This is a genomic window from Streptomyces sp. NPDC006332 (genome assembly GCF_040612855.1).
GTDB lineage: Bacteria > Actinomycetota > Actinomycetes > Streptomycetales > Streptomycetaceae > Streptomyces.
Map to the genome: position 1 here is coordinate 52580 of NZ_JBEXRA010000035.1, position 24071 is coordinate 76650.

The 24071-nt window shown below is 69.7% G+C and carries 20 protein-coding genes; 16 read left to right on the forward strand and 4 right to left on the reverse strand.

What is annotated here, in order from left to right:
• Positions 1-2 precede the first annotated feature (2 nt).
• The 4 genes from ABZ027_RS27870 (at position 3) to ABZ027_RS27885 (ending at position 5019) form a co-directional block, all read left to right on the forward strand.
• The gene (locus tag ABZ027_RS27870; protein ID WP_356773049.1) at positions 3-1349 is read left to right on the forward strand and encodes a DUF6716 putative glycosyltransferase; all 1347 of its coding nucleotides are present in this window, start codon (positions 3-5) and stop codon (positions 1347-1349) included.
• Positions 1350-1510: 161 nt separating this feature from the next.
• Positions 1511-2863, forward strand: coding sequence for an N-acylneuraminate cytidylyltransferase (locus ABZ027_RS27875; protein ID WP_356773051.1), 1353 nt, complete (start codon positions 1511-1513; stop codon positions 2861-2863).
• Between the two features lie 13 nt (positions 2864-2876).
• A complete protein-coding gene (locus ABZ027_RS27880; RefSeq protein ID WP_356773053.1) occupies positions 2877-3815 on the forward strand; it encodes an N-acetylneuraminate synthase family protein in 939 nt (312 codons plus the stop codon).
• A gap of 115 nt (positions 3816-3930) precedes the next feature.
• Positions 3931-5019 carry a hypothetical protein gene (locus tag ABZ027_RS27885; RefSeq protein WP_356773055.1) on the forward strand — a complete coding sequence of 363 codons (1089 nt, stop codon included), beginning with the start codon at positions 3931-3933 and terminating at the stop codon, positions 5017-5019.
• 98 nt (positions 5020-5117) lie between these two features.
• Here ABZ027_RS27885 and ABZ027_RS27890 read toward each other — a convergent pair whose 3' ends face one another.
• Positions 5118-5777, reverse strand: coding sequence for a class I SAM-dependent methyltransferase (locus tag ABZ027_RS27890; protein ID WP_356773057.1), 660 nt, complete (start codon positions 5775-5777; stop codon positions 5118-5120).
• 418 nt (positions 5778-6195) lie between these two features.
• On the opposite strand from ABZ027_RS27890, the gene ABZ027_RS27895 reads away from it, so the two are divergent.
• From ABZ027_RS27895 to ABZ027_RS27935, 9 genes are all read left to right on the forward strand, one after another.
• A complete protein-coding gene (locus ABZ027_RS27895; protein WP_356773059.1) occupies positions 6196-7419 on the forward strand; it encodes an amidohydrolase in 1224 nt (407 codons plus the stop codon).
• 394 nt (positions 7420-7813) lie between these two features.
• Positions 7814-8875, forward strand: a complete 1062-nt coding sequence (locus tag ABZ027_RS27900) for a BMP family ABC transporter substrate-binding protein (RefSeq protein WP_356773061.1) — start codon at positions 7814-7816, stop codon at positions 8873-8875.
• A 256-nt stretch (positions 8876-9131) separates the two neighbouring features.
• On the forward strand, positions 9132-10658 hold the full coding sequence (locus ABZ027_RS27905) for an ABC transporter ATP-binding protein (protein WP_356773122.1): 1527 nt from the start codon (positions 9132-9134) through the stop codon (positions 10656-10658).
• On the forward strand, positions 10655-11782 hold the full coding sequence (locus ABZ027_RS27910; protein WP_356773063.1) for an ABC transporter permease: 1128 nt from the start codon (positions 10655-10657) through the stop codon (positions 11780-11782). Before ABZ027_RS27905 ends, ABZ027_RS27910 begins: the two co-directional genes overlap by 4 nt.
• On the forward strand, positions 11782-13068 hold the full coding sequence (locus tag ABZ027_RS27915; protein ID WP_356773065.1) for an ABC transporter permease: 1287 nt from the start codon (positions 11782-11784) through the stop codon (positions 13066-13068). The genes ABZ027_RS27910 and ABZ027_RS27915 overlap by 1 nt, the downstream gene beginning before the upstream one ends.
• On the forward strand, positions 13065-13457 hold the full coding sequence (locus ABZ027_RS27920) for a cytidine deaminase (RefSeq protein WP_356773066.1): 393 nt from the start codon (positions 13065-13067) through the stop codon (positions 13455-13457). Before ABZ027_RS27915 ends, ABZ027_RS27920 begins: the two co-directional genes overlap by 4 nt.
• A gap of 76 nt (positions 13458-13533) precedes the next feature.
• Positions 13534-14817 (forward strand): thymidine phosphorylase, encoded by a 1284-nt coding sequence (locus ABZ027_RS27925; RefSeq protein WP_356773124.1) that lies wholly within the window; start codon positions 13534-13536, stop codon positions 14815-14817.
• 784 nt (positions 14818-15601) lie between these two features.
• A complete protein-coding gene (gene ltrA / locus ABZ027_RS27930) occupies positions 15602-17347 on the forward strand; it encodes a group II intron reverse transcriptase/maturase (protein WP_356773126.1) in 1746 nt (581 codons plus the stop codon).
• A gap of 91 nt (positions 17348-17438) precedes the next feature.
• Entirely contained in the window at positions 17439-18023 is a 585-nt protein-coding gene (locus ABZ027_RS27935; RefSeq protein ID WP_356773128.1) for a Uma2 family endonuclease, read from the forward strand.
• A 1-nt stretch (position 18024) separates the two neighbouring features.
• Here ABZ027_RS27935 and ABZ027_RS27940 read toward each other — a convergent pair whose 3' ends face one another.
• Positions 18025-18948, reverse strand: coding sequence for an AEC family transporter (locus ABZ027_RS27940; protein ID WP_356773068.1), 924 nt, complete (start codon positions 18946-18948; stop codon positions 18025-18027).
• Between the two features lie 178 nt (positions 18949-19126).
• On the opposite strand from ABZ027_RS27940, the gene ABZ027_RS27945 reads away from it, so the two are divergent.
• Entirely contained in the window at positions 19127-19513 is a 387-nt protein-coding gene (locus tag ABZ027_RS27945; protein ID WP_356773070.1) for an STAS domain-containing protein, read from the forward strand.
• Here the strand turns inward: ABZ027_RS27945 and ABZ027_RS27950 are convergent.
• Both ABZ027_RS27950 and ABZ027_RS27955 read right to left on the reverse strand, forming a co-directional pair.
• Positions 19397-20407: a sigma-70 family RNA polymerase sigma factor gene (locus ABZ027_RS27950; RefSeq protein ID WP_356773072.1), complete on the reverse strand. Its 1011-nt coding sequence runs from the start codon at positions 20405-20407 to the stop codon at positions 19397-19399. The two genes, ABZ027_RS27945 and ABZ027_RS27950, sit on opposite strands and share 117 nt — an antisense overlap.
• Positions 20408-20788: 381 nt before the next feature.
• Entirely contained in the window at positions 20789-22063 is a 1275-nt protein-coding gene (locus tag ABZ027_RS27955) for an MFS transporter (RefSeq protein WP_356773074.1), read from the reverse strand.
• 63 nt (positions 22064-22126) lie between these two features.
• Here ABZ027_RS27955 and ABZ027_RS27960 point away from each other — a divergent pair, with 63 nt between their 5' ends.
• Positions 22127-23089 (forward strand): LysR family transcriptional regulator, encoded by a 963-nt coding sequence (locus tag ABZ027_RS27960; RefSeq protein ID WP_356773076.1) that lies wholly within the window; start codon positions 22127-22129, stop codon positions 23087-23089.
• Positions 23090-23697: 608 nt separating this feature from the next.
• The gene (locus ABZ027_RS27965) at positions 23698-24063 is read left to right on the forward strand and encodes a DoxX family protein (protein WP_356773078.1); all 366 of its coding nucleotides are present in this window, start codon (positions 23698-23700) and stop codon (positions 24061-24063) included.
• The last annotated feature ends 8 nt before the right edge of the window (positions 24064-24071 follow it).

Consider the following 24071-nt stretch of genomic DNA (forward strand, 5'->3'; position numbering starts at 1 on the left):
TCGTGCCGTCAAGTACAACGAACCCCCCGCGAATCGCCGTCCTCGCGGACTCGGACACCCGCTGGAAATGGGGTGCGCTGACCGCGGACCGCATCGTTCCCGATCCCTCCATGGAAGCCGCATCGCGCGAGGACACGCAAGTCCGCCCCGCGCTGAACGGATTCCTGCTGCGCGGACGGGCCACGCCCACCCCCCGTCAGCTGGAGGAAGTGGGGGTGCGCGCCCAGTCCCTGCGGGAGGTGACGGCCGTCGAGTTCCTGCACGCCATGGCGGAGGAGTCGTACGACCTCGTCGTGCTCGCCCTCGTCGGCGGCGGGGTGCAGGCGATGCTGCACGGCCTCAAGCGGGTGTGGGAGGGCCGGGAGAAGCGGCCCGTCGTCGTCACCGGCTACGTCGGCGTCGTCTACGAGAAGCTCAGCGACGGCCTGCTGCTGCGGCACGGCGCGGACCTGGTCCTCGCCAACTCCCGCCAGGACGCGGAGCGTTTCCGTGCCGTGTACGAGGGGGTGGGCGCCGACGCCTCCGCGGTGACCGAGGTGGCGCTGCCGTTCCTCGGCGGAGCCGCGTACGAGGGCGAACACGACCCCTACACGGTGGTCTTCGCGGTGCAGCCGTCCGTGCCGGACAGCCGCAAGGACCGTACGTACCTGCTGAAGCGGCTGATCCAGCACGCCCGGCTGCACCCCGAGCGCGAGGTGCTGCTCAAGCTGCGCTCCAAGCCGGGCGAACACACCACGCACATCGAGGAAGAGCCGTACCAGAAGCTGGTCCAGCGGCTCGACCCGCCGGCCAACTTCCGCCTGGTGTACGGGAACATGGGCGAGGTCCTCGACCGGACCGACCTGCTGGTCACCATCAGCTCGACGGCAGCGCTGGAGTCCCTGCACCGGCGCATCCCCACGGTCGTCCTGACCGACCTGGGTGTGCGCGAGGTCCTCGGCAACCACCACTTCGTCGGCTCCGGGTGCCTCGCCTCCTGGGACCAGCTCGACGCCGGACACCGGCCGACACCCGACGAGGAGTGGGTGGCCCGGCAGGGCGTCGCCACCGACGGCTCGTACGCCACCGCCTTCGACGCGGCCCGCGAACGCATCGCCAAGCTGCTCGCCCGCCCCGGTGGCCTCGCGCCGCTGACCCCGTACTACACACCGGCGACCGCCCCCGGCTACCTGCCCGGCATCCTCGCCCGCCACCATCTCGGCCCCGACGGCAGCGTGTTGCCGGGGGCACCCTCGGCCGACAAGGACCCCGGCCCGGTCCGGCAGATAGTGCGCCGGGCCGCTCGGGGGGCCTATCGGCACGGGGTGCAGCGGGTGGCGCCTGTCATTCGGCGGATGGGGGAGCTGTGAGCGCCCCGGGAAGTGCCGCTTCGGGGCGTCGGGCGGGTGCGGCGCCGTTGGGGCCGGTCGTGCCCCGCGGCGGAGCCGCTGACCAACACAGCCCCGCGCCCCCCTCGGGCGGCTCCGCCCCCCTCCACAGCTTCGCGAACTCTGCGCAAGGAGTGCAACCCATGTCTGACTCCCCGGCACAATCGGGCGCTTCGGTGCGCCGAGTGCTCGCTGTCATCCCCGCGCGCGGCGGCTCCAAGGGCGTGCCCGCGAAGAACCTCGCCCCCGTCGGCGGTGTCCCGCTGGTGGCGCGGGCGGTGCGCGAGTGCCGGGCCACCCGGCTGGTGACGGACGTCGTGGTGTCCACCGACGACCAGGCCATCGCGGCCGCGGCCCGCCAGGCCGGCGCCGAGGTCGTGCTGCGGCCCGCCGCCATCGCCGGTGACACGGCCACCTCGGAGGCCGCCGTCCTGCACGCCATGGACGCCCACGAGGCCCTGCACGGGGCGCCCGTCGACGTGGTGCTGCTCGTGCAGTGCACCAGCCCGTTCATCGTCCGCGAGGACATCGACGGGGTCGTGGCGGCGGTCACGGAGCACGGCGCGGACACCGCGCTGACGGTCGCGCCGTTCCACGGGTTCATCTGGCGGGAGGCGGTCGACGACGTCTCCGCGCCCCAGCGGACGGGCGCCGCCACAGCCGACGGCGCGACGGCCCGCCAGGCGGCCGCGCCGGGTGCCGCCGCCGCGGCCGAGGCGGCGGGCGCCGGCCGTGCCACTCCCGCGCCGACCGCCGGAGGCCACGGCGTCAACCACGACAAGTCCTTCCGCCCCCGCCGCCAGGACCGCCCCCAGGACCTCCTGGAGACCGGCGCCGCCTACGCGATGGAGGCGACGGGCTTCCGCAAGCACCAGCACCGCTTCTTCGGTCACACGGAACTCGTCCGCACGGACCCGGCCCGCGTCCTGGAGATCGACGACCCGCACGAGCTGGCCCGCGCCCGCGCCCTCGCCCCCTTCTTCGACGCGAACCGGCCCGGTTCGCTGCCGACCGCCGACGACATCGACGCGGTCGTACTGGACTTCGACGGCACCCAGACCGATGACCGGGTGCTGATCGACGCCGATGGAAAGGAGTTCGTCTCCGTGCACCGCGGGGACGGCCTCGGCATCGCCGCCCTGCGCAGGAGCGGCCTGAAGATGCTGATCCTCTCCACGGAGCAGAACCCGGTCGTCGCCGCCCGGGCCCGGAAGCTCAAGCTCCCGGTCCTGCACGGCATCGACCGCAAGGACCTCGCACTCAAGCAGTGGTGCGAGGAGCAGGGCATCGCGCCTGAGCGCGTGCTCTACGTCGGCAACGACGTCAACGACCTCCCGTGCTTCGCCCTCGTGGGCTGGCCCGTGGCGGTCGCGAGCGCCCACGACGTCGTGCGCGGCGCCGCACGCGCGGTCACCACCGTCCCCGGTGGCGACGGCGCGATCCGAGAGATCGCCAGCTGGATCCTCGGCCCCTCTCTCGACTCCCTCAACAAGTAAGGAACGTCCTGCCATGAGCACCAACTCCCGTCTGCGCACCTTCGGTTCGAAGACCGCCGGCCCCGGCCGGCCCGTCTACGTCGTCGGCGAGATCGGCATCAACCACAACGGTGAGCTCGAGAACGCCTTCAAGCTGATCGACGCCGCCGCCGACGCCGGCTGCGACGCCGTCAAGTTCCAGAAGCGCACCCCGGAGATCTGCACCCCGCGCGACCAGTGGGACATCGAGCGCGACACCCCCTGGGGCCGCATGACCTACATCGACTACCGCCACCGGGTGGAGTTCGGCGAGGACGAGTACCGCCAGATCGACGAGTACTCCAAGAGCAAGAACATCGCCTGGTTCGCCTCCCCGTGGGACACCGAGGCCGTCGCCTTCCTGGAGAAGTTCGACGTCCCCGCCCACAAGGTCGCCTCCGCCTCGCTGACCGACGACGAGCTGCTGCGCGAGTTGCGCGCCACCGGCCGCACCGTCATCCTCTCCACCGGCATGTCGACGCCGAAGCAGATCCGCCACGCCGTCGAGGTCCTCGGCAGCGACAACATCCTGCTCTGCCACGCCACGTCGACCTACCCGGCCAAGGCCGAGGAGCTCAACCTCCGCGTGATCAACACCCTGCAGGCCGAGTACCCGAACGTCCCGATCGGCTACTCCGGCCACGAGACCGGCCTGCAGACCACCCTTGCGGCGGTCGCCCTCGGCGCCACCTTCGTCGAGCGTCACATCACCCTGGACCGCGCGATGTGGGGCTCCGACCAGGCCGCCTCCGTCGAGCCGCAGGGCCTCACCCGCCTGGTGCGCGACATCCGCACCATCGAGGCCTCCCTCGGTGACGGCGTGAAGAAGGTCTACGAGTCCGAGCTCGGCCCGATGAAGAAGCTGCGCCGCGTCTCCGGTGTCGTCGCCGAGGCGGAGATCGCGGCGGCGGCGGGCGAGCCGGTCTCCGTCTGACCTCCGCCTCTCGAGCACCAGCTCCGGAGCGCCACCCCGGAGCACCGCCTCCGGAGCACCACCCCCGAAGAACAACCCCCCAGAGAATCACTCACGACGGGACGGTCGTCCGTAGATGAGCCCCCGCGCCGGGTCCGCCGGCCCCCGCACTCTCGCCTTCGTGGAGAGTCCGGTACAGCTGCTGAACGTGCTGGAGTGGGCGCACGAGCACGCGCTCACGCGGGAACAACAGCGCGCGCCCGGCGCGGGGCTCACCCTCGTCGTCCTGTCCCCGATGGATCCCATGACCCGCGGCCAGCTGCGCCGCATGGCCGAACTCGCCCGCGAGGGCGGCCACGAGGTCCGCTGGGAGGAGGCACGGGGCGGCCCGCTGGCCCCGTTCCAGACCGTCGGCGGCCTGACCGGGATGCTCCGGCGGGCCGACCGGATCGTCCTGGGGGACCCGTTCTCCCGTTACGTACAGCTGCTGCTGACCATCACCCGGGCCCGTGACCTGGTCGTGGTCGACGACGGCACGGCGACCATGGAGTTCGTCGCCCAGCTGGCCAGCGGCGAGCGTCTGGTGCGCTGGCACCGCAAGGGTGGCCGCCCCGGCCCCCGGGACCTGGTGTTCGCGCCGGTGTCCTCGGTGGCCCGCAGGCGGCTGACGCCGAGCGAGCGCCGCCGGGTGGAGATCTTCTCCTCCATGCCGATGTCGGACCCCCCGACCGGTGTCACGGTCACCGCGAACACCTTCGCCTGGACCCGAGCCCGCTTCGGCCCGCCCCGCATCACCAAGGGCGCGGACATGGTCGGCACCTCCCTGGTGGAGACGGGGGTCGTCGACGCGGACCGGTACCTGACGGCGGTGCAGACCCTGGCCAAGGCCCACGGGGCGACCCGCTACTTCGCCCACCGCCGCGAGAGCACCGAGAAACTCCACCGGCTGGCCGTGGATACGGGCCTGGAGATCGTCCGCCCGGACCTCCCGCTGGAGCTGATCGCCCGCCGCGGCCCGGTCGGCCGGACCATCCTCAGCTTCCCCTCGACCGTCGTCCACACCCTCCCGCTGGCCCTGTCCGGCACGGAGGTACGGGTCGCGGTCTGCGACATCGACCCCGCCTGGCTCACCGAGAACGCCTCACCGCGGGCCCAGGGGTTCCTGTCCGGGGTCACGGGCACGGCCCGGGACGTGCACCGGCTGTCAGCGGTCACCGCGGTCTGAGGGCCCGCCCCCTGGGGCTTCCGCGGCCGCGTGCTTCCGCAGCCACGTGTTTCTGCCGCGCCTCCCTGGAGCTGGTCCGACCGCCCCTCCTCCGGCTCCTACGCCGGTTTCCTCGCCAGCAGGAAGGCGCGCGGCCGGGTCTCGTCGTCCTCCGGCTCCCGCAGCACCCGGGCCTTGACGCGCAGGCCTGCCTTGGTGAGGTGGTCGGTCACGGTCTCCGGTGTACGCCAGTGGTAGTCGAGCGAGACCGCCTGGCCGAAGCGCTCGGTGAGCCGCGACCGGTCGTCCTCGTCCCCGGACTGGAACGCGAGCAGAACATGCCCGCCGGGCTCCAGGACCCGGTGGAACCCCGCGAACGTCTCCGTGAGGTACTCGTCGGGAACGTGGATGATCGAGTACAGGGCGACGATCCCGCCGAGGGAGGCGTCCGGCAGATCCAGGGACGTCAGGGACCCCACGTGGAACCGCAGCCCGGGGTGGGCCCGGCGGGCCAGCTCCACCGTCCGCGGTGAGACGTCGACCCCGAAGACCGGCACCCCCAGGGCGTGCAGCCGGGCGGTGACATACCCGGGCCCGCTGCCGAGGTCCGCCACCGGCGCGCTTCCCCCGGCCCGCACCAGCTCGGCGAACGCCGTGAGCAGCCCACGCTCCAGCGGTCTGTCGCCCAGACCGTCGGGATGACGCTCGCGGTAGGCGCCGGCGATGGCGTCGTACGAGCGTCGAGCGGCCGCTATGAACTCCGGATCATCAGCACTCACGCTGCCGCACCCTAGCGCCGCGCCCGCAGCGCCACCCTCCTCTTCGCCGGAGTACCGGCGCAGTGTGGGCTCCTGCACACCGCCCCTCGGCCGGCCGAACCGCCGCACTCGCCGCACATGGGCGTTTGACCTGGTGCTTTCCCGGCGGTACAGGGGCGGGACCGGCCTTCGGGACGAGTGCCGCCAACCGTCCGACAGGTGAACAGGCCGGTCTCATTCCCGTCAGGCGTGGTATCCGTGAAGAGAGGGATGGATGCCGTACGGCAGCCACTCGGCCGGAAATCCGGCGAGTGTACCCATCCCGAACGGTACATATGCGTCCGGCGATCAGATTTTCTTCCCCTAAGGGGCTGAACTTTGTTGATCGAGGGTCAGTCGACCGGTCGGGCGTCCTACCCTTCAGAGGGTGAAGCAATTGATGCCGCTAGAGTCCGAGGTCGATCTTCCCGGGGAAGCCCTGCTTCCCGGAGCGCTTCCCGAGGCGCTCCGTGCCGAGCTCGTCGCGTTCCGGCGCGACCTGCACATGCATCCCGAGCTCGGCAACCAGGAGTTCCGCACGACCGCGGCGATCAAGGAACGGCTCGAGAGGGCCGGACTGGAACCGCGGGTACTCGCCGTCGGCACCGGGCTCGTGTGTGACATCGGCGAGTCGGACGGGGCCACGCCCGTGCTCGCCTTCCGCGCCGACATCGACGGCCTGCCCATCCCGGACACCAAGACGGAGTGCGCGTACCGCTCCACCGTGCCGGACCGCGCGCACGCCTGCGGCCACGACGTGCACACCACCGTGGTGCTCGGCGCCGGCCTGGTGCTCGCCGAGCTCAACCGGCAGGGCCTGCTGCCCCGGCCGGTGCGGCTGATCTTCCAGCCCGCCGAAGAGGTGCTGCCCGGCGGCGCCGCCGACGCGATCGACTGCGGGGTGCTGGAAGGCGTCGCGCGGATGATCGCGGTGCACTGCGACCCCCGCGTCGACGCCGGGCGGATCGGGCTGCGCGAGGGCGCCATCACCTCCGCCTGCGACCGGCTGGAGGTCGCCCTCGACGGCCCCGGCGGCCACACCGCCCGCCCCCATCTGACGACCGACCTCGTCACCGCCGCCGCCCGGGTCGTGACCGACGTGCCCGCGCTGGTCGGCCGCCGCGTCGACACCCGCGCCGGACTCGCCGTCACCTGGGGCCGGATCGAGTCGGGCCACGCCCCGAACGTCATCCCGCAGCACGCCGAACTCTCCGCGACCGTGCGCTGCCTGGACATCGACGCCTGGCGGCAGGCCCCGGACATCGTGGTCGCCGCGATCGACGAGGTCGCCAACCTGCACCGGGCCAAGTCGGAGATCAACTACATCCGAGGCGTCCCGCCCGTCGTCAACGACGCCGCGGTGACCGCGCTCCTGCGCGACGCCATGACGGCCCGCCGGGGTGCCGACTCCGTCGAGGGCACCGAGCAGAGCCTCGGCGGCGAGGACTTCTCCTGGTACCTCCAGCACGTCCCCGGCGCGATGGCCCGCCTCGGCGTCCGCACCCCGGGCGAGCGCACCGTGCGCGACCTCCACCAGGGCGACTTCGACGCCGACGAGTCGGCGATCACGGTGGGCGTGGAGCTGTTCACGGCGGCGGCGCTGCTGGACGCGGCCGAGCGCTGACGAAAACGCGGCCGGACGCTGACGAGGAGAGGGCCGGACGCTGACGAGGAGACGGCCGGCCGGACGGCCCTCACGAGGGCCGTTCCACCCCCGGAGCCGTCGCGCCGCCAGGGACTTTCGCAACAGTCCGTAGGCGCGGACAGCCCCTGGGCGCAACACAGTTGTGAGCCAATCGTGAACTGCCCGCAACAAGCGGCGCGAAGCGACAAGAGTCTCAGTTCAGGCGCCGTTTGCCTCGAATCGATAACGGCTTTGTAGTAGGTCTTTTTCTGACATCTACGCGCGTTACGATGCCGCGAAGCCGACGCCGCAGGGGCGTCCGGGCCCGAGCACTCACCAAGGTGCTCACATGAAGCGCCGAAGCCGGCGCTCAGGTCAGGTGAAGGAGCCTCCCGTGCGCCGGGTAGCCAAGCTTTCCGCTGCGTGTATCGCATCCGCAGCTCTCGCACTGACTGCCACTGCCTGTGGCAGCACATCCTCCGAGAAGTCCGAGGACAAGGGTTCCTCGGCCTCCTCCGGCGGCGACGGCGTCAAGATCGGCCTCGCCTTCGACGTCGGCGGCCGTGGCGACCGTTCCTTCAACGACTCCGCCGCGCGTGGAGCCGACAAGGCCAAGACCGAGTTCGGCGGCTCGATCAAGGAGCTGACCGCCAAGAACTCCGACACCGAGGCCGACCGGGAGCAGCGCCTCACCGACCTGGCCGACGCCGGTTACAACCCGATCGTCGGTGTCGGCTTCTCCTACGCCGCGTCGATGGGCAAGATCGCCGCGAAGTACCCGAAGGTCAGCTTCGGCATCGTCGACTCGGTGGTCGAGGCCAAGAACGTCGACAGCATCACCTTCACCGAGGAGCAGGGCTCCTACCTGGCCGGTGTGGCCGCCGCGCTGAAGACCAAGAAGGACCACGTCGGCTTCATCGGCGGCGTCGACACCCCGCTGATCAAGAAGTTCGAGGCGGGTTACGTCCAGGGCGTCAAGGACACCAAGCCGAAGGTCAAGGTCGACGTCCAGTACCTGACCCACGGCTCCGACCTCTCCGGCTTCTCCAGCCCCGACAAGGGCAAGGAGGCCGCGTCGGGCATGCTCGACAACGGTGCCGACGTCGTCTACGCGGCGGCCGGCTCCTCCGGCAACGGCGCGATCGAGGCCGTCGCGGGCGCCAAGGGCACCTGGGCGATCGGCGTGGACTCGGACCAGTACGAGATCCCCGGTCTGGCCAAGTACAAGAACTCGATCCTGACCTCGATGGTCAAGAACGTCGACGTCGGTGTCTACGACTTCATCAAGTCCGTGCACGACAGCAAGCCGCTGACGGGCCAGAACAACTACTCGCTCGCCAAGGGCGGTGTCTCACTGGCCACCAGCGGTGGCTTCATCGACGACATCCAGTCCAAGCTGGACGAGGCCAAGAAGAAGATCGTCGACGGCTCCATCAAGGTCAAGACCACCCCGTGACCTGACGGTTCGCCGGACCATGGCCCGGCGAGGGGGTGTACCGCAGCCCCCGCGCCGGGCCATAACAATGTGTCAACTCTACGCGTGTAGCATGGAGTTGCCGTGCTAGGGCTTGTGATGGGCGTGCCAGGCCCAGCGACACCGGCTCGATCCACCGGACAGGCCCTTGCGTCGCCGACGCCTGCCCTCCTCTACGCAGCCCCTTCCCTCAGGAGAGTGCGCCATCAACGCGTCCAGCCCTCCCGCTGCCGTCGAACTGCGCGGCATCACCAAGCGATTCCCCGGCGTCGTCGCCAACCGTGACATCGACATCACCGTCCGCACGGGCACCGTCCATGCCCTGTGCGGTGAGAACGGCGCCGGCAAGTCCACCCTGATGAAGATCCTCTACGGCATGCAGCAGCCGGACGAGGGCACCATCACCGTGAACGGCGAGCGGGTCACCCTCCACAACCCCTCCGACGCCATCGCGCGCGGCATCGGGATGGTCCACCAGCACTTCATGCTCGCCGACAACCTCACCGTCCTGGAGAACGTCGTCCTGGGCGCGGAGAAACTGCACGGCATCGGCGCGAGAGCACGCGCGAGGATCAAGGAGATCTCCGACGCGTACGGGCTGAACGTCCGGCCCGACGTCCTCCTGGAGGAACTCGGCGTCGCCGACCGGCAGCGCGTGGAGATCCTCAAGGTCCTCTACCGGGGCGCCAAGACCCTCATCCTGGACGAGCCCACCGCCGTTCTGGTGCCGCAGGAGGTCGAGGCCCTCTTCGACAACCTGCGTGAGCTGAAGGCCGAGGGGCTCACCGTCATCTTCATCTCCCACAAGCTGGGCGAAGTCCTGTCGGTGGCCGACGAGATCACCGTCATCCGGCGCGGCACCACCGTCGGCACGGTCGAGCCGGCCGGCACCACCTCCAGGCAGCTCGCCGAGCTGATGGTCGGCAGCCAACTGCCCACGCCGGAGACCGAGGAGTCCACCGTCACCGACGTCCCGCTGCTCACGGTGGACAAGCTGCACCTGAGCCAGACGGACCTCGACGGCGTCGAGCGGATCATCCTGGACGCGATCTCCTTCACCATCCACAAGGGCGAGGTCCTCGGCATCGCCGGTGTGGAAGGCAACGGCCAGTCCGAACTGGTCGAGGCGATCATGGGCATCCGCGATCCCGACGGCGGCGCCATCACCCTCGACGGCACCGACATCTCGCACGCCCCCACCCGCCACCGCCGCGAGGCCGGCGTCGGATACATCCCCGAGGACCGCCACCGCCACGGCCTGCTCCTCGAAGCGCCGCTGTGGGAGAACCGCGTCCTCGGCCACGTCAGCGAACGGCCCAACTCCCGCGGCCAGCTGCTCGACATCAAGGCCGCCCGCAGCGACACCGAGCGCATCGTCAAGGCGTACGACGTCCGCACGCCCGGTATCGACGTGACCGCCGCCTCGCTGTCCGGCGGCAACCAGCAGAAACTGATCGTCGGCCGCGAGATGAGCCACGCGCCCAAGCTCCTGATAGCCGCCCACCCCACCCGCGGTGTGGACGTCGGCGCGCAGGCCGCGATCTGGGACCACATCCGCGAGGCCCGCCGCGAGGGCCTGGCGGTGCTGCTGATCTCCGCCGACCTGGACGAGCTCATCGGACTCTCCGACACCCTGCGGGTGATGTACCGCGGCCGCCTGGTCGCCGACGCCGACCCCGCCACGATCACCCCCGAGGAGCTGGGCTCCGCCATGACGGGTGCGGCCACCGGCCACCTGGAGCACACAGAGGACGACGACCGATGAAGAAGCTGACCCAACGCATCGACAGGGAGCGGCTGCTCCTCGGCATCGCGGCGCCGCTGCTGGCGATCGTCGCCGCGCTCGTCGTCACCGCCCTGGTCATCCTCGCCACCGGCAAGAACCCGGGCTCCGCCTTCAGCGACATGCTGACCTACGGCTCCGCCAGCGACAGCCAGGTCTACATCCTGAACAAGGCGACGACGTACTACCTGGCGGGTGTAGCGGTGGCCATCGGCTTCCGCATGAACCTGTTCAACATCGGCGTCGACGGCCAGTACCGGATCGCCGCGTTCCTCGCCGCCGTCCTCGGCGGCGCGCTGACCGTCCCCGGCTGGATCGCCATCCCGCTGATCATCCTGTGCGCCATGGCGACCGGGGCCCTGTGGGCGGCCATCGCGGGCATCCTGAAGGTGACCCGCGGCGTCAGCGAGGTCATCTCGACGATCATGCTGAACTCGATCGCCACCGCGATCATCGCCTTCCTGCTGCAGCCGGGGAAGCTCGCCGAACTCCAGAGCGGCGGCACGGTCATCTCCACCACGCCGCTGCCGAAGTCCTCGTACTTCTTCAGCATCGACACCGGCCCGGCCGGCGTGCTGTGGGGCTTCATCGTCATCGCCGTGCTCGTCGGGATCGCGTACTGGTTCGTGCTCGGCCGCACCAAGTTCGGCTTCGACCTGCGCACCGTCGGCCAGTCCGAGAGCGCGGCCACCGCGAGCGGTGTCTCCGTGAAGAAGATGGTCGCCACCAGCATGGTCATCTCGGGCGCGGTGGCCGGACTGATCGGCATGCCGACCCTGCTCAACGACAGCCACCAGTTCAGCAACGACTTCCCCTCAGGCATCGGCTTCACCGGCATCGCCATCGCCCTGCTCGGCCGCAACAACCCGGTCGGCATCGCGCTCGGCGCGCTCCTGTGGGGCTTCCTGGAGCGCACCACCAACCACCTGGAGTTCGAGGGCTACGACAAGGAGATCCTCGGCGTCATCCAGGGCGTCATCGTCCTGTGCGTCGTGATCGCCTACGAGGTCGTACGCCGCTACGGTCTGAGGCGCCAGCAGCAACGCGTCGGCGCCGAGCTCGCCGCCCAGGCCGCCGCCCCGACCCAGAAGCAGGAGGTGGCGTGATGACTGCCACGATGATCGACACGCCGCCCCCCGCGGCACCCAAGGCGGACAACGGACGCGGCCGTTCGAGCCGCTCGACCGGCCAGATCCTCATGATCGTCGCGGGCGCGCTGCTGCTGGTCGCCGCGGTCCGCGTCATCACCGGCTCCAACCAGCTCACCTCCGAGGGCCAGGTCTCCGCCGCCCTCGGCCTCGCGGTGCCCATCGGCCTCGCCGGTCTGGCCGGCCTGTGGTCCGAGCGGTCCGGCGTGGTCAACATCGGCCTCGAGGGCATGATGATCCTCGGCACCTTCGGCGCCGGCTGGATCGGCTGGCAGTCCAACCCCTGGCTCGGACTGCTGTGCGGCATCGGCTTCGGTGTCCTCGGCGGACTGGTGCACGCGGTCGCGACCATCACCTTCGGCGTCGACCACATCGTCTCCGGTGTGGCGGTCAACCTGCTCGCGCTCGGCGCCACCCAGTACCTCGCCAAGATCTTCTTCTCGGAGGGCGAGGCGGCGGACGCGGGCGGCAACCCCAAGCAGTCCCCGCCGGTGGACTCGCTTCCCACCATCGACGTGCCCGGTCTCTCGGACGGCCTGAAGTCCCTGGAGAACCACCACTGGTTCCTGGTCTCCGACATCGCGGGCATCCTCGGCGGCCTGGTCACCGACCTGTCCGTGGTGACGCTCTTCGCCACCCTGCTCTTCGTCGGCAGCTGGTGGCTGCTGTGGCACACCGCGTTCGGCCTGCGGCTGCGCTCCTGCGGTGAGAACCCGACCGCCGCCGAGTCCCTCGGCGTCAACGTCTACACCTACAAGTACGCGGCCGTGGCCGTCTCCGGCGGCCTGGCCGGCCTCGGCGGCGCCTTCCTCGCGCTGGTCACCTCGCACACCTACCTGGAGAACCAGACCGGCGGGCGCGGCTACATCGGCCTCGCGGCCATGATCTTCGGGAACTGGCGTCCCGGCGGACTCGCCATGGGCGCGGGCCTGTTCGGCTACTCCGACGCGCTGCAGCTGCGCAACGGCGGCCAGACCGTCCACGCGCTGCTGCTCCTGCTGGTCGTGCTCCTGGTGGGGCTGGCCGGCTGGAAGCTGTACCGCAAGGCGCACTGGCAGGCCGGGATCAGCCTCTTCGTCGGCGCGCTCGTCCTGCTCTGGTACCTGTTCACCGACGAGGTGCCGAGCGACTTCGTGGGCGCCACCCCGTACGTCGTCACGCTGCTGGTTCTGTCGCTGTCGGCGCAACGCCTGCGCATGCCCAAGGCGGACGGCATGCGGTACCGGAAGGGACAGGGCAAGTGACCGACGTCGACTGGGAACAGCTGCGTGCGGATGCCCGGGACGCCATGGCGCGGGCCTACGCCCCGTACTCCGGCTACCCGGTCGGCGTGGCGGCCCTGGTCGACGACGGGCGTACGGTCACCGGCTGCAACGTCGAGAACGCCTCGTACGGTCTCGGCCTGTGCGCCGAGTGCGGACTGGTCTCCCAGCTGCAGAACACGGGCGGTGGTCGCCTCACGCACTTCACCTGTGTGGACGGCCGGGGCGAGATCCTGGTCCCGTGCGGCCGGTGTCGCCAACTGCTGTACGAGTTCGGCGGGCCCGGCCTGCTGCTGGAGACCCCGGCGGGCGTACTGCCGCTCTCCGAAATGCTGCCCCAGGCCTTCGGGCCGGAGCATCTCGCCAAGTAACTCCCGTGCGGCCCCTCTGAGTTGCTTCTCAGGGGGGCCGCGCACGTGAACGTCCGGAAGGAAAGCCATGACGCTGTTGTCGATGGATGTCATCTCGGTCATCCGCACCAAGCGGGACCGAGGTGAGCTCAGCGACGAGCAGATCGACTGGGTCATAGACGCGTACACCCGCGGGGAGGTCGCCGACGAGCAGATGTCCGCCCTCGCGATGGCCATCCTGCTCAACGGCATGAACCGCCGGGAGATCGCCCGCTGGACGGCCGCGATGATCACCTCCGGTGAGCGCATGGACTTCTCGTCCCTGTCCCGTCCGACGGCCGACAAGCACTCCACGGGCGGCGTGGGTGACAAGATCACGCTGCCGCTGGCTCCTCTGGTCGCGGCCTGTGGTGCCGCCGTTCCCCAGCTGTCGGGCCGCGGCCTCGGCCACACCGGCGGCACCCTCGACAAGCTGGAGTCGATCCCGGGCTGGCGGGCACTGCTGTCCAACGAGGAGATGCTGTCCGTGCTGCACGGCTCGGGCGCGGTGATCTGCGCGGCCGGCGACGGTCTGGCCCCGGCGGACAAGAAGCTGTACGCGCTGCGGGACGTCACGGGCACGGTCGAGGCGATCCCGCTGATCGCGTCGTCGATCATGTCGAAGAAGATCGCCGAGGGGACGGGTTCACTGGTCCTGGACGTGAAGGTCGGCACCGGCGCCTTCATGAAGACCGTCGAGGACGCCCGCGAGCTGGCCTCGACGATGGTGGGCCTGGGCACGGACCACGGAGTGCGGACGGTCGCCCTGCTGACGGACATGTCGACCCCGCTCGGCCGCACCGCCGGCAACGCGCTGGAGGTCCGTGAGTCCGTGGAGGTCCTCGCGGGCGGCGGCCCTGCGGACGTGGTCGAGCTGACCCTCGCCCTGGCCCGCGAGATGCTGGACGCGGCCGGCCTGAAGGACGCCGACCCGGCGAAGGCCCTGGCCGACGGCTCCGCGATGGACGTGTGGCGTCGCATGATCGCGGCCCAGGGCGGCGACCCGGACGCGGCGCTGCCGGTGGCACGCGAACAGCACGTCATCAAGGCCCCGTCCACGGGTGTCCTGACCCGCCTGGACGCCTACGGCATCGGCGTCGCCGCCTGGCGCCTGGGCGCCGGCCGCGCCCGCAAGGAGGACGCGGTGCAGGCGGGCGCGGGCGTGGAACTCCACGCCAAGCCCGGCGACCCGGTGACCCAGGGCCAGCCGCTCCTGACCCTGCACACGGACACCCCCGAGCGCTTCGACTACGCCCTCCAGGCGGTCGAGGGTTCCTACGACGTCGCGGCGCCGGGGACGGCCTTCACGACGTCACCGGTGGTGCTGGAACGTATCGCCTGAGCTGGGGTTTCCTCGTACGGGTGAACGGGATCGGTGGACCGCCACCGGTCCCGTTCGGCATGCTGGGATCGGTGACGACCGATTGGAGACCGCCGGTGCGACACGAAGTCGCTCTACCCAAGTGGATGACCCGCAGGAGGGAAGAAGGTCATGAGCAGGTCGTCCCAGACCAGTGTCCAAGGTCTGTCCCCACTTCCGCATGCGTCGCTGGCAACGGCGGGGTGTGAAGCCGGAAGCGCAAGCCCAAGAGCGGCGCGGCCATCGGGCCGCAACAGGCGAGGGGAAGGCCGGACGGGCTAATGAGAATGAACCCTTGACGAAATCTCGTAACTCCAAAGCCGCGTCGATGGTGAGCTGTCGGCGGTAGTAGGCCCTGGCGCGGAAGAGCGCACGACGACCCCTGAGGATCGGAGCTGAAGGGGGAGGACACCGTCGGGCCCGGGATTAAGAGGGAGCCCACCCCGGCCGCATCTTGTGGGAGCGGAACGTGGAAACCCCGTTGGAGTCCGGGAGTTGATCCCGGTAAGCCGGAGGTGACGAAGGACCAAGCCTCCAGCGGGACAGGATGATCCGAGAAGCGAACGCCGACAGGGCGAAAGCCCAGAGGAAAAGGACGCGGAGACCTCAGCCGCGTCCCATAACTCGTCGGATACGAGGCGATGCCCCGGCCCGAAAGGGAGCCCACGCGGATCAGGTAGGCCCGTGAAGAAGAACTGCGAAGAACCCCGAACCGAAGGGCAAGTTGGATGCCGAAGGAGTTGTGGCAGTGACCGCTACGGCGACGATGCCACCCACGACGGCGAACGGACCGGAGGACTACGCCCAGACCTGGCACAGCATCGACTGGGCCAAGGCGGAGGCGTCGGTACGGCGACTGAGGCAGCGCATCTTCACAGCCGCGCAGGAAGGGGACCTGAAGAAGGTCCGGAACTTGCAGAAGCTCATGCTGCGGTCCCACTCGAACACGCTCGTGAGCGTGAAACGGGTGACGCAGCAGAGCACAGGCCGTCGGACGGCCGGGATCGACCAGGAACGCGCGCTCACTCCGAGCGCGCGAGGGCGGCTGGCTGTCGAGATCACAGCCGAACGCTCGCCTGGAAAGCCCCTGCCCGTCCGGCGCGTGTACATTCCCAAAGCCAACGGAAGGCAGCGACCTTTGGGTATTCCAGTCATCCGAGACCGGGTCCGCCAGGCCCGCGTCAAAAACGCACTGGAACCCGAGTGGGAAGCCCGGTTCGAGCAACGAAGCTACGGCTTCCGCCCCGGCCGGGGCTGTCATGACGCGATCGGCGCCATCTTCAATATCGCGGGCCAGAGACGGGCCAAGCGGTTATGGGTGCTCGATGCTGACTTGACAGCGGCGTTCGACCGTATTTCGCACGACCACCTGATGAGCCTCATCGGTACCTTCCCGGCGCGGAAAGCGATCCGGGGATGGCTCAAGGCGGGAGTGATGGACTGCGGACGATTCTCGCCCACCGATGAGGGAACCCCTCAGGGTGGTGTGATCAGCCCGCTGCTGCTCAACGTGGCCTTGCACGGCATGGAGACGGCGGCCGGGCATCTCACGGAGGGACGTTCCCACAAGTCCCGAAAAGATGTTCCGGTCCTGGTCCGGTACGCGGATGACTTTGCGGTGTTCTGTCACAGCGAAGACGAAGCACACCGGGTCAAGGAGCAACTGGCTGTCTGGATGACCCCGCGCGGGGTTGCCTTCAACGAGGAGAAGACATCGGTCCTTCACCTTGAAGAAGGCTTCGACTTCCTCGGGTTCAACATCCGGCGATACAGCGGGACTCTGCTGATCAAGCCGAGCAAGGCGGCTGTGAAGAGGGTCCGGGAACGGCTCCGCAGTGAAGTGATCGGCCTGAGAGGGGCGAACGCTGCGGCTGTGGTGAGGAAGCTCAACCCGATCATCAAGGGGTGGGCCACCTACTACCGGACGGTGGTGTCCAAGGAGACCTTCAAGTCCCTGGATTTCTACGTGTGGACGCTCACGCAGAAGTGGGTCAAGCACTCCCACCCGAACAAGCCGAAGAGCTGGCGCCTGGCCAGACACTACGGCGTCTTCAACTCGACCCGGAAGGACCAGTGGGTTTTCGGTGACCGGGACACCGGCACCTATCTCTACAAGTTCAACTGGACCAGAATCGTCCGGCACGTGATCGTCAAGGAAGGCAACTCCCCCGACGATCCCTCGCTGGCCGACTACTGGGCGAGCCGCCGACGCAAAAGGATGCCCGGGACCGCTGACAGGTGGACCATCACCCTCGCATCCCGCCAGAAGGGGATCTGTCCGCTGTGCCTACAGCCTTTGATCCCCGATGCCGAGTACACACCGGACAACCCGCGCGAGTGGGCCGCATGGTTCTCGGCATCGATGAAACCGCTGCATAAGCACCACTTCATCTACCGGCGCGACGGCGGCACGGACGAGCGGACGAACCTTCGCCTCGTACACGCCGACTGCCATCGCCAGCACCACGCCGGCGACCAAGGAAGGGCCAAGCAAGATGACCGACCCGCGTGACTCCAGGGGCCCGCTTGAGCCGGATGCGGTGAACAGCCGCACGTCCGGTTCTGAGGGGGCCGGGGGGCGGCAACGCCCTCCGGCTACCCGACTGAGCGCACTCACCGTCAGCCACGACCCCGAGCAGAGCTGGGACGACCTCGTCCGGTTCTGGGAGGAGATGGAGTGGCCTGAGGGCAGCAAGGTGGAGATCATCGAGGGGATCGTCACCGTGTCACCTGCTCCCGCCGCCCGTCACAACGTGATCGCGGCCCGTATCCAGCGCCGCCTTTACTCCGTGCTCCCTGAGGACTTGGAGATCTTCCAGACCCAGGCCATCGCTGTTCCGTCGCGGCTGGGCATGTTCATCCCGGACATCCTCGTTGCTCCAGTTCAGGAGTGTGCGGAGGCGGAGACCTATCTGCCTGCCGCCCTCGCGGAACTCGTTGTGGAGGTCACCTCCAGGAAGAACGCACGCCACGACCGCGTGAGCAAGCCGGCGGCTTATGCCTCCGCGGGTATCCCGCTCTACCTTCTTGTGGACCGCTGGGCGCCGGAAGGCCCTACCGCGACTCTGTTCGGAGAGCCGCGGGGAGATGTCTACCGCCCGCTGGTCATCGCCAAGTTCGGCGAGCCCCTCACTCTCCCCGCGCCCTTCGACCTCGTCATCGACACCAGCGAGTTCCCGGAGAACTGACTCACCCGAGCAGCGCCGCCACCACCACCAGCACCGGCACCGCCAACACCGTCGACACCAGGATCGAGTCCCGGGCCAGCCGCTCGCCCACGCCGTAACGCGACGCGTACGTGTACAGGTTCTGCGCGGCCGGGAGGGCCGACGTCACCACGACGTCCAGGAGCAGGGCCCCGTGCAGACCGAACACCCCCGCCGCCAGCGCCCAGGCCACCGCCGGCTGGCCCACCGACTTCAACGCGACCGACAGCAGCACGAGGTGCCGGTCCGGGCCGCGACCCGGCATCGTGCTCCCGCACAGGGAGATGCCGAAGGCGAGCAGGACCGCCGGGACGGACATGTTGCCGATCAGGGTCACCGGGTCCATGACGGCCGCCGGCACGCGCAGGCCGGACGCCGAGACCGCGACCCCGGCCAGTGAGCCCAGCGCGATCGGGTTGCGCAGGGGGGCGAGCAGCCGTTGCCACAGGGGACCCTCCTCGCCGTCCTTGCCCGACAGGTCCAGGATCGTCAGGGCGACCGGGGTGACCAGCAGCAGCTGGAACAGCAGCACCGGCGCCACCAGCGAGGCGTCGCCCAGGACGTACACGGCGATCGGGATGCCGAGGTTGCCCGAGTTGACGTAACTGGAGCACAGCGCGCCGATCGTGGTGCGGCCCACACCCCAGCCGCGTACGACACCCGCCGTGACGAACAGCCCCGCCGCCGCTGCCGTGCTCAGCGCGGTCACCAGCAGCCGGCTGGAGAAGATCACCGACAGGTCGGCACGGGCGAGCGTGGTGAACAGCAGGGCCGGTGACGCCACATGGAAGGCCAGCTTGCTCAGTACCTCGCGGCCGTGCTCACCGAGGTGGCCGCCGCGCCCGATGAGATAGCCGACGCCGATCACCACCGCGATGACCGCGAACCCGGTCAGCACCCCCTGCACGGGACCTCCGCAACCGGGAGGAGAGCGTGCGGTATCCAGGGCGGTGCTGATGTGTGGGGCATACAGCTAACCATCCGGGGAAGGAGAGCCGCAGGTCAATGTGATCTCGGTCGGTGGGAAACGGCGGTGGGCAGGGTCGGCGGGCGTCCGACTGCCGCGGCCGGGGTCGCGGGCCGCGATGAGTTACGCCCGCCCGCCCGGTCTACCGATCGTGGACGCCATGACACCCGCTGTACTCACGCTGGTCGGCCCCGTCGCCCGCGACGAGGTGACCGGCCTGTGCGACGACGTGCGCAGGCTGCTGGACACCACCGGCGCCCGGACGGTGGTGTGCGATGTCGCGGGGCTGGGACCACCGGGGCTGGGCGCGGTCGACCTGCTGGCGCGCCTGGAGCTCACCGCCAGACGGGCCGGGGGCCGGATCCGGCTGCGCGACCCCGCCCCCGCCCTACACGCCCTGCTCGACCTGGTCGGCCTCCGCTTCGAGGTGGAGGGGCAGCCCGAACAGCGGGAACCAGCGCTGGGTGTCGAGGAAGCAGTGGAACCCGGTGATCCGGCCGTCTGAGATCTCGAGGACCTGGACCGCCCACGGGGCGAAGCCGCCCTTGTCCGGGTCCGGCTTGTACTGGGCGAACCCGGGCAGGCCGTTGACCTGGACCGGCAGCAGGCGGGAGCCCGCGCAGGCGGCGCCGAGCGTCGTCATGAAGCCCGTGATGTCGTCGTGGCCGGTGAGCCACAGGTCGAACGGCGGCATCGTCATGATGGCGTCCTCGTGCAGCAGGGCTGTCAGCGCCGTCATGTCGTAGCCCTCGAACGCCGCCACATAGCGGTCCAGGAGCTTTTGCTGTTCCTCGTCCAGCGGGTCGGACACGGCCGCGTCGGCGCCGTGCTCCTCCCGTTCGGCGAGTGTCGCGCGGGCCCGCTGGAGCGCGCTGTTGACCGAGGCGACCGATGTGCCGAGCAGCTCCGCGACCTCGCTCGCCTTCCAGGCCAGCACCTCGCGCAGGATCAGCACCGCGCGCTGTTTGGGCGGAAGCTGTTGCAGGGCCGCCATGAAGGCGAGTCGCACGGACTCCTTGGCGACGGCCCGCTCCGCCGGGTCCTCGGTCGTGGGCAGCACGCGTGCGTCCGGCATGGGCTCCAGCCAGGTGTGGTCCGGGCGGGGGGAGAGAGCGGCCTGGGCGAGAGGAGTGGACTCCGTGAGGTCCATCGGCCGGGCGCGCTTGTTGCCGGCGTTCAGCATGTCCAGGCAGACGTTGGTGGCGATGCGGTAGAGCCAGGAGCGGAGACTGGAGCGGCCCTCGAACTTCTCGTAGCTGCGCCACGCCCGGACCATGGTGTCCTGCACCGCGTCCTCGGCCTCGAAGGAGGAGCCGAGCATGCGATAGCAATACCCGGTCAGCTCGGTCCGGTGCTTCTCCAGTCTGACGTCGAGGTCCGTCGCCGTTGTGCCGCTCATCGTCCACCCACCCCTGTGGCCGTTCCATGCCGGGCGCCGCTTTGCGCCCAGCACTTGGAAATTACCGGACACTTGCCCAGTGCTCCACTCGTCAGGGTGGAGGTGTGGGCATCGTCGCCCTGGCGGCCCGTTGGGGCGCGGCACCACCGTTAAAGTCGCTTCGTCCGACAACATAGTTGTCGGACCTACCGCCGGACGGGCGGGAAGTCAGGCCTGTGGAGGCCTTGTAAGACCACCCTCGGGTGGCAGGGGCCCGTGAAGCAGGAACCCGAGGGGGCACCGCGTAGCGGTGCTGACCGGAATCACCTGCGTTCACGCAGGTGAGGGCGTCAACGCAGGGGTCTGACAATGAGGACCAAGTCGCGCGGGGCCGGTGCTGACCTACGCCGCCACCGGCTCCCGCCGCGCGGCGACCCGTGCCGCCCGGGTACCGAACACCGTGATCGTCACCACGCCCAGCACCGCCAGCAGACCGACGGTCACCGTTCCGGACCAGCCGCCCGCGTGGAAGGCCATGGCGCCCACCGAGCTGCCCACGCTGGAGCCGATGTAGTACGCCGACTGGTAGAGCGCCGACGCCTGAGCCCGCCCCCGGGTCGCGGTCTTGCTGACCGCCGAGGACGCGGCCGCGTGCCCCGCGAAGAAACCGCCGGTGATCAGGACCAGGCCGACCAGGACCAGGGGGAGGGAGTCGGCCAGGGACAGCAGCAGGCCCGTCGCCGTCGTACCGCCCGCCGCGTACAGCGCGCCCCGGCGGCCCAGGCGGCCCACCAGCCGGCCGGACGTCGACGCGGACACCGTGCCCACCAGGTAGACCAGGAAGATCGAGCCGACGATGCCCTGGGGGAGGCCGAAGGGTGCCTCGGTCAGGCGGTAGCCGATGACCGTGTACACGCCGCCGAACACCGTCATGAACAGCGCGCCGATCGCGTACAGGCGACGCAGCAGCGGGTCGGCCAGGTGGTCGCGGACCGTGCGGGCCAGCACCCGGGGCCGCAGTGAGCCCGTCACGAAGTGCTTCGGCGCGGGCAGCAGCGCCCGGAAGGCCACCGCGCAGGCCACGGCGATCGCACCGATCACACCGACCGCGACCCGCCAGCCCCACTCCTGCGCGACCCAGCCGGTGATGACCCGGCCGCTCATCCCGCCGACGCTGTTGCCGGCGACGAACAGGCCGATCGCGGTGACCAGCGCCTTCGGTGTGACCTCCTCCGCGAGGTAGGCCGTCGCGGAGGCCGGCAGACCGGCCAGCGCCGCACCCTGGACGGCCCGCAGCACGACCAGCGCGGTCAGCGACGGCGCGAAGGGCACCAGCAGCCCGACGGTCACCGCGACCGCGAGCGAGGCCGTCATCACCGTACGGCGTCCGAAACGCTCCGACAGGGCGCTCATCGGCAGGACGAACAGCGCCAGCCCGCCGGTCGCGGCCGCCACGGTCCAGCTCGCCTCGCTCGCCGCCACCCCGAACTCGCCGGAGATCAGCGGCAGCAGCGCCTGAGTGGAGTAGAGGAGGGCGAACGTCGCGACACCGGCGAGGAAGAGGGCGAAGCTCATCCGGCGGTAGCCGGGGCCGCCGGGGGCCATCCGGGAGTCGACGACAGGAGCAGAGGGTGCGGCGGCCACGACGGTGGACGCCCCGGTACTGGCGGGAGACATGCTTCGAAACTACGTACGCTCCCCGTCATCCGTCCAATGCATGGAATCGTCATAATCGTTCCCATGATGCATCAGCAGAGGTCACAGGGGCGCCTGTCACCGTTCAGTGACACAGAAGACACGGCGGACATGTCGAGGCTGCTCGCTCCCCGCCTCGCCTACTTCGCCGGAGTCGCCCGTACCGAGCACGTCACCCGGGCCGCCCAGGAGATGCAGGTCCCGCAGTCGACCCTGTCCCGGGCCATGGTCCGGCTCGAACAGGACCTGGGCGTCGACCTGTTCGCCCGCCACGGCCGCACCGTCTCCCTCACCCCGGCCGGCCGCACCTTCCTCACCTCCGTCGAACGCGCCCTCGCCGAGATCGAGCGCGCCGCCGAGGAGGTCCGCGCCGACGCCGACCCGGCCACCGGCAAGGTCGCCTTCGGCTTCCTGCACACCATGGGCGCCGAGACCGTGCCCGGTCTCCTGCACGCCTTCCGCGCCGACCACCCGCGGGTCCGCTTCAGCCTGGTCCAGAACTACGGCGAGGCGATGATCGAGCGCCTGCGCGCGGGCGAACTGGACCTCTGTCTGACCTCCCCGGTTCCGGACGCCCCCGACCTGGTCGCCCGCCGCCTCGACGAACAGAAGCTCCGCCTGGTCGTCCCGGCCGACCACCGCCTGGCCGCCCGCCGCCGGATCCGCCTCGCCGAGGCCGCCGAGGAAATGTTCGTCACCCTGGAACCCGGTTACGGCCTGCGCCGCATCACCGACGACCTGTGTCAGGAAGCCGGGTTCCGGCCCCGTGTCGCCTTCGAGGGCGAGGAGGCGGAAACCTTGCGGGGGCTGGTGGCGGCCGGTCTGGGAGTGGCCCTGCTGCCGCCCCCGGCCTTCCCGCGCCCCGGCGTCGTCGAGCTGACGGTCACCGCCCCGCGAGCGGCCCGCGAGATCGGCGTGGCGTGGCTCGACGGCCGTCCTGACACCCCGCCGGTGGCCGCCTTCAAGAAGTTCCTGCTGTCCAGAAGGGGCAATCTGCTCCCTGCTTAGACCCGTGTCCAATGCGCTTCCATCGGAGTCATCTGCGCAGATCAGCCCGGTCATAGACTTCGTCCGCGTGCAGGCGCCGGGGCTTGGAGTGGCGACCTCAGCGGGGGGCGTGTCTCGTTCGGTGACCCTCGATCATGGGCTACCGCTGGGGGCACCCGTACGCCGCGTAGGGACGCACGGCACCGGTCCACGCGACCTCACCGGCCGCGCGACCAAACCATCTGGCGGGCTGTTCAGGAATGAGACCGAATGGGTCACTGACTCATCGATTTTCCTTCTTGATTCTTTCACACGGCTGCCATTGTGCTGCCGCTCGGTGATGAACGATCATCGATGTGACACGGCCCGTGGTCACGCAAAGCGTCGAAACCACAGCAAGAAGGGTCGTGTCTATTCGGGCGCTCCGAATCAGCGGCGCCGAATTGAACATGCCTGATGCGAACCGACGGGGGAGTCGAGTCGTGCTGAACTCGACCGAAGAGGCAATCATGGCTATAGCATGTGGTGAACTGTCTCGTTTTGAAATGAACACCTCCTCAGTCGGCAATGGCACTCAGACGTGAACGACCCCTTGAAATGCCAAGTGCCGCACATTGGAGGCCCTGCAGGTGAAGCTCCTTCTCATTCCCGATCCCTGGTGGCTGCCCGCGATCCTCGCGGCGTCCCTTCTCGTTGACGCCGTGCTCTCGATCCGGCCCCCCAAGTTCATCGATGACTGCCTGAGCGGGGTCGGTTTTCCCCGTGACTGGTGGTGGACTTTGATCCTCGTCAAGGTGCTGGCAGCCGCCGGTCTTCTTGTCGGTCTGCACACCGAGGGAGTGGGCCTGGCCGCCGTGGTCGGCGTCATCGCCTACTTCCTCGCGGCGTCGTACGCACATATCCGCGCGCGCTTTACCGGTACGGAATTCTGGCTCAACTGCCTTGGGATGCTCGCCTTTTCTTGTGCAACCCTTCTCATCTCCTACATCGGATAGTCTCCACT

Coding starts and splice junctions, on each gene's coding strand:
- ABZ027_RS27875 (WP_356773051.1), top strand. CDS start 1,511: ATGTCTGACTCCCCGGCACAATCGGGCGCTTCGGTGCGCCGAGTGCTC.
- ABZ027_RS27880 (WP_356773053.1), top strand. CDS start 2,877: ATGAGCACCAACTCCCGTCTGCGCACCTTCGGTTCGAAGACCGCCGGC.
- ABZ027_RS27885 (WP_356773055.1), top strand. CDS start 3,931: ATGAGCCCCCGCGCCGGGTCCGCCGGCCCCCGCACTCTCGCCTTCGTG.
- ABZ027_RS27895 (WP_356773059.1), top strand. CDS start 6,196: ATGCCGCTAGAGTCCGAGGTCGATCTTCCCGGGGAAGCCCTGCTTCCC.
- ABZ027_RS27910 (WP_356773063.1), top strand. CDS start 10,655: ATGAAGAAGCTGACCCAACGCATCGACAGGGAGCGGCTGCTCCTCGGC.
- ABZ027_RS27915 (WP_356773065.1), top strand. CDS start 11,782: ATGACTGCCACGATGATCGACACGCCGCCCCCCGCGGCACCCAAGGCG.
- ltrA (WP_356773126.1), top strand. CDS start 15,602: ATGCCACCCACGACGGCGAACGGACCGGAGGACTACGCCCAGACCTGG.
- ABZ027_RS27945 (WP_356773070.1), top strand. CDS start 19,127: ATGAGTTACGCCCGCCCGCCCGGTCTACCGATCGTGGACGCCATGACA.
- ABZ027_RS27950 (WP_356773072.1), bottom strand. CDS start 20,407: ATGAGCGGCACAACGGCGACGGACCTCGACGTCAGACTGGAGAAGCAC.
- ABZ027_RS27955 (WP_356773074.1), bottom strand. CDS start 22,063: ATGTCTCCCGCCAGTACCGGGGCGTCCACCGTCGTGGCCGCCGCACCC.
- ABZ027_RS27960 (WP_356773076.1), top strand. CDS start 22,127: ATGATGCATCAGCAGAGGTCACAGGGGCGCCTGTCACCGTTCAGTGAC.